This window comes from Trinickia sp. (assembly GCF_036503415.1).
Taxonomy (GTDB): domain Bacteria; phylum Pseudomonadota; class Gammaproteobacteria; order Burkholderiales; family Burkholderiaceae; genus Trinickia.
Genome location: NZ_DASXWY010000066.1, coordinates 1 through 9,583, shown reverse-complemented (window position 1 = coordinate 9,583; position 9,583 = coordinate 1). Strand labels below are relative to the sequence as shown.

General features: G+C 65.6%; 9 protein-coding genes and 2 pseudogenes. 9 read left to right on the top strand and 2 right to left on the bottom strand.

Annotated elements, in window-relative coordinates; translation table 11 throughout:
- Both VGL01_RS09310 and VGL01_RS09305 read left to right on the top strand, forming a co-directional pair.
- Positions 1–817, top strand: a pseudogene (locus tag VGL01_RS09310) (hypothetical protein); the annotation flags it as partial.
- A gap of 119 nt (positions 818–936) precedes the next feature.
- The gene (locus VGL01_RS09305; protein ID WP_331568596.1) at positions 937–1,224 is read left to right on the top strand and encodes a hypothetical protein; all 288 of its coding nucleotides are present in this window, start codon (positions 937–939) and stop codon (positions 1,222–1,224) included.
- Positions 1,225–1,263: 39 nt separating this feature from the next.
- Here the strand turns inward: VGL01_RS09305 and VGL01_RS09300 are convergent, their stop codons facing one another.
- Positions 1,264–2,541 carry an Nramp family divalent metal transporter gene (locus tag VGL01_RS09300; RefSeq protein WP_331568595.1) on the bottom strand — a complete coding sequence of 426 codons (1,278 nt, stop codon included), beginning with the start codon at positions 2,539–2,541 and terminating at the stop codon, positions 1,264–1,266.
- Between the two features lie 192 nt (positions 2,542–2,733).
- Here VGL01_RS09300 and coxB point away from each other — a divergent pair, with 192 nt between their 5' ends.
- From coxB to VGL01_RS09270, 6 genes are read left to right on the top strand one after another with little or no spacing between them, the layout of a single operon-like run.
- Positions 2,734–3,732, top strand: a complete 999-nt coding sequence (gene coxB / locus VGL01_RS09295; RefSeq protein WP_331568594.1) for a cytochrome c oxidase subunit II — start codon at positions 2,734–2,736, stop codon at positions 3,730–3,732.
- A 2-nt stretch (positions 3,733–3,734) separates the two neighbouring features.
- Positions 3,735–5,687: a cytochrome c oxidase subunit I gene (ctaD, locus tag VGL01_RS09290; protein ID WP_414720208.1), complete on the top strand. Its 1,953-nt coding sequence runs from the start codon at positions 3,735–3,737 to the stop codon at positions 5,685–5,687.
- Positions 5,684–6,313, top strand: coding sequence for a cytochrome c oxidase subunit 3 (locus VGL01_RS09285; protein WP_331568590.1), 630 nt, complete (start codon positions 5,684–5,686; stop codon positions 6,311–6,313). The genes ctaD and VGL01_RS09285 overlap by 4 nt, the downstream gene beginning before the upstream one ends.
- A 55-nt stretch (positions 6,314–6,368) precedes the next feature.
- Positions 6,369–6,707, top strand: a complete 339-nt coding sequence (locus VGL01_RS09280; protein ID WP_414720207.1) for a hypothetical protein — start codon at positions 6,369–6,371, stop codon at positions 6,705–6,707.
- Positions 6,683–7,699 (top strand): cytochrome c oxidase assembly protein, encoded by a 1,017-nt coding sequence (locus VGL01_RS09275; protein ID WP_331568588.1) that lies wholly within the window; start codon positions 6,683–6,685, stop codon positions 7,697–7,699. The genes VGL01_RS09280 and VGL01_RS09275 overlap by 25 nt, the downstream gene beginning before the upstream one ends.
- Positions 7,696–9,054 (top strand): cytochrome c, encoded by a 1,359-nt coding sequence (locus VGL01_RS09270; protein ID WP_331568586.1) that lies wholly within the window; start codon positions 7,696–7,698, stop codon positions 9,052–9,054. Before VGL01_RS09275 ends, VGL01_RS09270 begins: the two co-directional genes overlap by 4 nt.
- 45 nt (positions 9,055–9,099) lie before the next feature.
- Here the strand turns inward: VGL01_RS09270 and VGL01_RS09265 are convergent, their stop codons facing one another.
- A complete protein-coding gene (locus VGL01_RS09265; protein ID WP_331568584.1) occupies positions 9,100–9,234 on the bottom strand; it encodes a hypothetical protein in 135 nt (44 codons plus the stop codon).
- Positions 9,235–9,467: 233 nt separating this feature from the next.
- Between VGL01_RS09265 and VGL01_RS09260 the strand changes: the two are divergent.
- Positions 9,468–9,583: pseudogene (locus tag VGL01_RS09260) on the top strand (5,6-dimethylbenzimidazole synthase); the annotation flags it as partial.

Here is a 9,583-nt window from a genome sequence, read left to right as displayed (position 1 = left end):
GAGCCGCGGCGACGCCGTGCTGGGGGCGCTCACGCAACGCGCGAGCGCCGGCGGCGAGCGTCCCGCTGACGGCAATGGGTCGCTGCGACGCACGCAATCCATGAGCCGGCTGGCCGATTTTTCGCGCGTCGCGCTCGAACGGCAACGTACGCTGCCGGTGACCGCGAGAGAGCGATCGGAAGCAGCGGCAAGCCTGCTTGTCGCGCGCGAACCTTCCCGGCCGGCGGAAACCGAGCCCGCGTCGGCATCGGGCACGACTCCGCCGCGGCCGACGCTCAAGCCGGGGGCCGACAAGCCGAAGCCCGCTGCGCAGAACGCGAACCAATCGACGCCGGGCGCTCAGGGCACTCAGGGCACTCAGGGCACTCAGGGGGCTCATGGCGCTCATGCGGCAGCCGTGGCGCCCGCACCCGCCTACGGTTACCCGGTTTATTCGCCGCATTGGAGCGTGCCCGGATATCGCACGCACGTGGTGGGCGCGCATCGGCCGATCGGCTTTTCATACGGTCATGGAGAGGACGCGTACGGCCGCGTCCATGCACACGTCGGCTTTCATTATTTCGGCCGTCGACATACGGTGCGCTTCGGGTTGCCGGGTTTGACGAGCGGGTTCTTGAGCGGACTGCGCAGCGGCTTGTTCAACCCCGTCGTTTATCACGCGCCGCCGTCGGGCAGCTACTACGCTGGCTACGGCGCGCATACCGCGCCTTACGCGGGCCATTACGTTCAGCCGCAAGGTTATTTTGGCCATGCCGGTTATGCGATTGGGTATCCGCCCTCGTATGCGATCGGTTACCCCGCGGCTCGGCAAGCCTGACCGCCTCGTATCTCTCATACATCAGGAAACCTCATGTTGACGTCAACGGCCAGCGGTTTGCGCGTTTCCCAAAAGTACTGTATATATATACTTGTTCATTTATACAGTATAGGCTCTGTATGGAACGGCTGATCCGAATTGCGAATGACGACGACCGGCAGGCGCTGGCTTGGCTAATGACCCACGCGGGGAACGTGCGCGTGACCGAAGCGGCGCGGCACTTGGCGCACTCGGGTCGTCCCGTGTTTGTCTCGGCACTGTGCCGCTATCTGGGGATTTGGCCGCCTGCACCGCGTCGGCCGGTTCGCGCCGCGCAAGACTGCGTGCTCGCGGAGCAGCATTTGGCGCAGATCCGACGAATTCTGGCCGGCGCGAAGCCAGCGACCGCGGCGGTCCACCACCGCTAGCCGCGACGCAGGTCGAGTTCACGCCGAGCGCGATCTCCGCTACCCGACAATGCGCGCGACGAGCACTCCGTTCATCAGCAACACCGCCGCGGCAAACACGATGGCGAGCGACATTGCGAGCGGCCCCAGTCGATAGCCGCCCATGACCCGTCGCCGGCAGGCAACCGCCAACAACGCAATCATGGGTACGGGCACGGCGATGCTCAGTACGACCTGGCTCAGCACGAGCGCACGCGTGGCATCCACGCCCATTCCGACGACGACGAATCCCGGGAGCATCGTGACTAGCCGGCGCAACCAGAGGGGCACGGTAAAGCCCAGAAAATCCCGCATGATCATCTGCCCCGCCATCGTGCCGACGACCGAACTCGATATGCCCGATGCCATCAAGGCGGTCAGAAACAGCCCACCTGCCATCGAACCGAAGAGCGGCATCAGCGTCCGATAGGCGACGTCGATCTGTGCCATCCGCGGGAATCCATGGTGAAACGCACCCGCGGCCATGGCCACCATCGTCATGTTGACGAGCCCCGCCACGCCGAGTGCGATGACGACTTCCGCGTTGGAATAGCGCAGCAGCGTGCGCCGTTCGCCATCGGTGAGCGGCGCGACGCGCTCGCCCGTCAGTCCCGAATGAAGAAACAGGGCATGCGGCATCACCGTGGCGCCCACGATGCCCACGGCCACGAAGAGCGCCTCGCGATCGGCGACCGTCGGCACGAAGGTTCCGCGCGCAACTGCGCTCCACTCGAGCGGCACGAACAGCAATTGCGCGAGATAGGCGATCACAATGACGCCGACCAGCGCGCCGATCGCAAGCTCGAGCGGACGAAAACCGCGCCCCTGCATCAGCAGTAGCCCCCAGGTCAGCACAGCCGTGACGCCCATGCCGACGATGAGCGGCAGATGCGCAAGCAGCGAAAAACCGATAGCTGCCCCGAGAAACTCCGCTAAGTCGGTGGCCATCGCCGCGATCTCGGCGACGAACCACATCGCCAACGTCACCGGCTTGGGCGCAGCGCGTGCACAAACGCGGGCCAGGCTCTCGCCCGTCACCACCCCGACGCGCGCCGAAATCGACTGGAACAGCATCGCGACGACATTCGCAAACAGCACGACCCACAGCAACGCATATCCGTATCCCGCGCCTGCCTGCAGATTCGTTGCAATATTCCCGGGGTCCATGTAAGCGACCGAAACGACTACGGCCGGCCCGGCGAACGGCAGCAGCATGCGCGCGCCGCGGCGCCGGCCTTCGAGCACTTCGCGAAGCTGCCTGGCCGTACGAGCGCTCAAGCCTCGCCGACGATCTGACATGGGCACCTCGTTCATCGCGCGGTCTCTTGAGTGTTCATGCGTCCGATCGAATTTCTGCGGGAACAGAACGTGCTCTTCGGCTGACGTCCCACCCATCGTCGCCGCCGCATGAAACCACCCCGCACTTCGCATGCCAACCGCTGCGGTCCTACACCGCACGTCGGACGGTCTGTCATGTTCGGAAGGTCTGTCATGTTCGCCGCCGGTTGGATCACCGTCCTCGCACAAGCCACTCCACAGCACGATGCGCTCGCGCCTGCAGGAGTGCAAGCCGCCCATATCGCACGCCTTTGGCACTTCACGCTCATCGTGACAGGCGCGGTCTTCGCCGCAGTGCTTCTGGCCGTACTCGTGGGGCTGGCGCGCCGCCGCGCCGATACGCCGGCCGCACCCGATCTGTCGGCCAATACCCGCCCGGAGCGCGGCCCGCGACGGGCCGTCATCGCGGCAACCACCGTTTCCGTCGTGCTGCTCGTCGGGCTGACAGTGGCCGACGCACTGACGGATCGGGCGCTTTCGAAACTGCCGGCCGCCCACGCGCTGCACATCCAGGTTACCGGGTGGCAGTGGTGGTGGCAGGCAAACTACGCACCCGAAGACGGCGCACCCGGTTTCGCCGTCGCCAACGAACTGCACGTACCCGTGGGCCGGCCCGTGATCGTGTCGCTGGCGGCCGGCGATGTCATTCATAGTTTCTGGGTGCCGAATCTCCATGGCAAGAAGGACTTGTTGCCGGGCATCGGTTCGACGATCGAATTCCGCGCGGACCGGCCCGGCGCTTACCGCGGCCAATGCGCGGAGTTCTGCGGTACCGAACATGCGCTGATGGCCATGACTGTCATGGCCGACCCGCCCGAGCGCTATGCCGCCTGGGCAGCCGCGCAACGCCTGCCGGCCGCGCCGCCGGACAACGCACTGGCCGCGCGCGGCCGGGCGCTCTTCGAGGCGTCGGCATGCGCGAATTGCCATACCGTACGTGGCACGCATGCGCTCGGCATGCTCGCGCCCGACCTCACGCATCTGATGAGCCGCCGCACGCTGGCCGCGGGCGCGCTGGAAAACAATCCGGCCAACCTCGCCGCATGGATCCGTAATCCGCAGGCAGCCAAGCCCGGCGCGACCATGCCTGCGAGCGCGTTGCCGGCCGCCGACATTCAGGCGCTCGTCGCCTGGCTCACCACGCTCAAATGACGATGGCGCACACCGGCCCCGAGTTCTCGAGCAGCCGCGACGAACATCGAGTCGACGGCCCGACCGCCACCGATACCACGCGGCGCCTGCTCGCCCGCACATGGGACGATCCGCCGGGCATCGTCGGGATGCTCGCCGCGGTCAACCACAAGACCATCGCGCGCCGCTTCGTCGTCACGACGTTCGCATTTTTTGCGCTGGCAGGCATGCTCGCGCTCACGATGCGCCTGCAGTTGGCACGGCCGGGCCTGCACCTCGTCGGCCCCGACCTGTACGACACGCTGTTCACGATTCACGGCACGACGATGATGTTTCTCTTCGGCGTCCCGGTAATGCAGGCGGTGGCGATTTATCTGATCCCGCTGATGGTCGGCGCGCGCAGCATCGCCTTTCCGCGCATGAACGCCTATGCCTACTGGGTGTTCCTGTTCGGCGGACTCACGCTGTACGTCGCCTTCGTGCTCGGCGCCGGCCCGCGCGCGGGCTGGTTCAGCTATGTTCCGCTTGCGGGCCCCGACTACGCCACCGGCAAGGGCACCGACATCTGGGCGCAGATGATCACGTTCACCGAGCTTGCCTCGCTGCTCGAAGCCATCGTGCTGATCACGACGATCCTCAAGATGCGGGCACCGGGCATGTCGCTCAACCGCATACCGCTTTTCGCATGGGCCACGCTCGTCACGCAGTTCATGGTCATCTTCGCCATGCCGGCCGTGATGCTCGCCAGTACCGCACTGATTCTCGACCGGCTCGTCGGGACGCAGTTCTTCAATCCGTCGCTCGGCGGCGACGTCCTGCTCTGGCAACACCTCTTCTGGTTCTTCGGCCACCCGGAGGTCTATCTGATCTTCATCCCGGCACTCGGTTTCATCTCGTCGATCCTGCCGACCTTCGCGCGGCGACCGATATTCGGCTACACCGCGATCGTCCTCGCGCTGATCGCGACCGCTTTCCTGGCCTTCGGGCTATGGGTTCACCACATGTTCGCCACCAGCGTTCCGCAGCTCGGCAAAAGTTTTTTCACCGCCGCGAGCGTGATGATCGCCCTTCCCTCCGGCCTGCAAATCTATTGCTGGATCGCCACGCTCCTCACAGGCCGCCTGAACCTCAAAACGCCGCTGCTGTTCGTCCTCGCATTCTTCTTCATCCTCGTGCTGGGCGGGATGACCGGCGTCATGCTCGGCTCGGTGTCGCTCGATCTGCAGTTGCACGACACTTATTTCGTCGTCGCGCATCTGCACTACGTGCTGATCGGCGGTGCCGTCTTCCCGCTCTTCGCCGCCGTTCACTACTGGTTTCCGAAGGTCACGGGACGCATGCTCGACGAGCGGCTCGGACGCTGGCAGTTCTGGCTCTTCTTCATCGGCTTCAACGTCGCGTTTTTCCCGATGCACTGGCTGGGACTCCACGGCATGCCACGGCGCGTCTGGACCTATCCGGCCGGTATGGGCTGGTCCGCGATGAACCTGATCTCGACCGTCGGCGCGTGGACCATCGCGGCAAGCGTGCTGCTGTTCGTCTTCAACGTCTGGCGCAGCCTGCGGCATGGGCCGAGCGCGGGCCCGAATCCCTGGGGCGCCGGCACGCTCGAATGGGCCGCGCCGAGCCCGCCGCCGCCGCACAACTTCGATGCGCTGCCGGTCGTGCACGGCCGCGATCCGCTCTGGGATCCGCCAACGCATCCCGCCCATGTCAGCGGACTTGCGGCCGATGCCCGCGAGGTACTGCTCACGACGGTGCTCGACGCGCGCCCGGACCTGCGCTCGCTGTTCCCGACGCCATCGATCTGGCCGTTCGTCAGTGCCGTTGCCACGACCGTGCTCTTCATCGGTTCGATCTTCACGCCGTGGGCTGTCGTGTGGGGTTCCGTGCCGGTCGTCATCGCACTGACCGCATGGTTCTGGCCGACGCGACGTCATCACGCGCAAGCCATGGCGCTGGAGCGCAAGCCATGAGCAGCGGCGAGGCTACCTCGCGCGACGGACGCGCTTCGATCGACGTCCGCGATCTGCCGAGCTTCGGTTTCGGACATCGCAGCGCGATGTGGTGGGCGACGGCCGGACTGATGCTGATCGAGGGGACGGTCTTCGCGATCGCCGTCGCGATGTACTTCTACCTGCGCGATATCAACGCGGCGTGGCCGCTCGATGCCCCGCCGCCCGAGATGCGCTGGGGTACGGCAAACCTCGCGATTCTGCTCATGAGCCTCGTGCCGAACGAATTGGCGAAGCGGGCCGCGCAGCGCCTCGATCTACCGCGCTGCAGACTCTGGCTGACGATATGCCTCGCGTTTTCCCTCGCCTTTCTCGCGGTGCGCGGTCTCGAATTCGCGGCGCTCAACGTGAAGTGGTACGCGAACGCCTACGGGTCGATCGTGTGGTTTCTGCTCGGCCTGCACACGACGCACCTGGTCACCGATACGATCGATACGGCCGTTCTGGGCGTGCTGCTGTTTACGGGACCGATCGAGGGTCGACGATTCGTCGATGTCAGCGAGAACGCGCTGTATTGGTATTTCGTCGTGCTCAGTTGGATACCGATATACGCCGTCGTCTATCTGGCGCCGCGCGCACTGTTTTGATGGCCGGCCGCGCCGGCCGAGCCGGTGGAACCGGTCGAAGGAGAGGACGCACCGCATGAACACAATGAAAACCTGGTTCGCGCTGCTGGCGGTACCCGCACTCGTGCTCGCGACACAAAGCGCCGACTATGCTCTCGTTCACTACGCCTGCGCGTGGCACACCCGAGCGCCGCTGAATGCCGTGAGCGGCATCGCGTTCGCTGTCTCGATTGCGGCGACTGCGCTGGCCTATCGTCGATGGCGCCAAACGTCCGTGCCGTTTTCGGCAAGTTATGAATCGCGCGACGCGCGCGAGGCCTTTCTGGCGTTTGCCGCGACGATCGTCGGCGCGCTGGGCACGCTCGTGCAACTGATGATGTGGTTCCCGCAATGGCTGCTCTCCGCCTGTCGATGAGCGTGCGCGCCTGCGCGAGGTCGTCCGTACGGCGTGCGCCGGCGCTCTTCGCTGCCGCCCTCGCCGCGCCCGCCTCGGCGCATACGCCCACCACGGGGGCCTCGGGTACACCCGTGTTTGGCTGGACGTTCGACTCGTGGGTGATCGCCTTACTCGCGTTGAGCCTGGCCGCGTATCTCGCGGGATTCGTCCGACTGACGCGACGTTCCCGTCTTGGACGTCGCGCGCGACAGACGCATCTGATGGCGTTCGCAGCGGGGTGGATCGTACTCGCCGCTGTGCTCGTCTCACCGCTCGACGCGTTGAGCGCGGCACTTTTTTCGGCGCACATGGTGCAGCATGAAGCGATGATGATCGTCGCCGCGCCGCTTCTCGTCGCGGGCCGGCCGCTCGGCATCTGGATATGGGCGCTGCCGCAACGTGCCCGTATGGCGATCGGCCGTGTATTGCGCACGCGCGCATGGTCCGCCGCATGGCGCGCGCTGGTCGCTCCGCTGCCGGCCTGGCTTCTCCATGCCGTGGCGCTCTGGGCCTGGCACGCGCCGCCGCTCTTCGAGAGCGCACTCGCCCATTCCGTCGTTCATACCCTGCAACATGCAAGCTTCCTGGGGACCGCCCTGATCTTCTGGTGGTCGATTCTCGGCGAGGGGGCGGCACGGCGCGGTTCGGGCCATGCGATGCTTTCACTCTTTACGACGATGGTCCATACCGGCGCCCTCGGCGCGCTCATCACGCTCTCGCCGGGCGTCTGGTATCCGTCCTATGTCGAGCCGACGAGCGCACTCGGCATGGAGCCGCTCGGCGATCAGCAACTTGGTGGGCTCGTGATGTGGGTGCCCGCCTCGCTCGCCTATTTGATCGGCGCGCTGATTGTCGCTGGACGATGGTTGACTCGCGCTCACTCTCCGCTCATTCCACTCATATCGCACGCGCCATCGGCAGAGCCGATTCCGGAGCCCAACGCTGCGTCGCTTCGGGAGCCCACGCGATGAAGGCCTCGCTCGCCCTGCGATTGCTGCTGCTGACGCTGCCTGCCATCGTCGCCATAGCGATGGGCAACGCCGGACGGGAAACAGCGCAGGCCTCCACCGATGACGCAAAGCAGGCCGCCGCACCGCATCGGGCCGATGCTGTCTCGGGTGCGGACGCCACCCTGCTCGAACGCGGCGCGTACATCGCAAAAGCCGCTGACTGCGCAGGCTGCCATACAGCACCCGAAGGCGGGGCGCCTTATGCGGGCGGACTCGGCATGGGCTCGCCGTTCGGCACCATCGTAACCAGCAACATCACACCCGATGTGCGCTACGGCATCGGCCGCTACAGCTACGATGATTTCGCAAAAGCACTGCGCGAAGGCGTCGCGCGCGGCGGCAAGCGACTCTACCCGGCGATGCCGTACACGGCGTTCGCCAAAATGAGCGATGGCGACCTGCACGCGCTCTACACGTTCATGATGCAGGGCGTGCCACCGGTGTCGAAGCCGACGCCGCCCTCCGACGTCGCATTTCCGTTCAACCAGCGCTGGATGTTGCGTTTCTGGCAATGGGCGTTTATGCCGCACAAGGGCGTTCGGCAGCCATCGGGACGCGATGCGCAATGGTATCGTGGCGCCTATCTCGTTCAATCGGTGGGGCACTGCGGTGCATGCCATACCCCGCGCGGCTTCGCCTACGAAGAGCGCGGCTACGACGAATCGGCGCCGCGTTTCCTCACCGGTGGTATCAACGACCACTGGTTCGCGTCGAATCTGACAGGCGACGCGGGCTCCGGCTTAGGCCGCCTCAGCGAAACCGATATCGCGCGCTTCCTGAAGACGGGCCATGGCGCCGGCATCGTGGCCTACGGGACCATGGTCCAGCAGATCGAGGACAGTACGCAATATCTCAGCGATGGCGACCTGCTCGCAATCGCCCACTACCTGAAGTCGCTGCCGGCGCGCGAACCTTCCGGCACGTTCGCACCGCAAGACGCATCGACGCAGCCGAGCGCGAACGGCAATCGCGTGGCCGACGATCAGTCGCTCGGAAACATCGTCTACCGATCGTTTTGCGCGCGTTGCCACGGGCTCGACGGCAAGGGCGTGCCCAATGTGTTCCCCGCGCTGGCGGGCAATCCATCGGTGCTCGCGAAAGATACGACGTCGCTGATCCGCCTGCTCGTGGAGGGTGGAAACAGCCCCGCCACGGAGTCGGGTCCGCCACGCCAACGGATGCCCGCGTTTGCCGGCACACTGGTCGACGCACAGATGGGACAAGTGCTGACCTACATCCGCAGCGCATGGGGCAACAACGCTCAGCCGATCAGCGGCAACGACGTCCATGCGCTGCGGCAACTGCTGCATAAATGACATGACTCGAACGAAGCGCGCCGGTCGGTCCGACGCGCCGCTCGGCTACGGCTGACGCTGGCCGCCTTGGTGACGCGGCATCTTTTGCTGATTCTGTTGCTGCTGAGGCTGCCGGTGATCGCCACGATCATGCCCGCGCGGGTTGGTCGGCGCGGCCTGGCTGGGTTTTCGCGATGTCATCTGGTCCTCCTGTTGGCTGAAGAAAATCTCCGAGACTCGCCTGTATCGCGTCGCAACGGCTGTTCCCGGCCCGTGCGAACGGGTCACACCAGCGCATCCGCCATGTAAGGGGCGCATGCCGATGCGCGTGGTATCTTTGGGCCCGCCGGCGCTCACTGCCTGCCATCGAATGGCGCAAGCGGCGCGCCAGGATGTATCCATAGACTTCGCGAGCCTCAAAGGCCAATTTTTCGATGGCAATGCAATTCGACGACGGGGAGCGCGCGGCCGTATATCGCGCCATCCATGAACGGCGGGACATGCGTCATTTCGTGCGCAAGCCGGTCGACCCGCACGTGCTCGCCCGCCT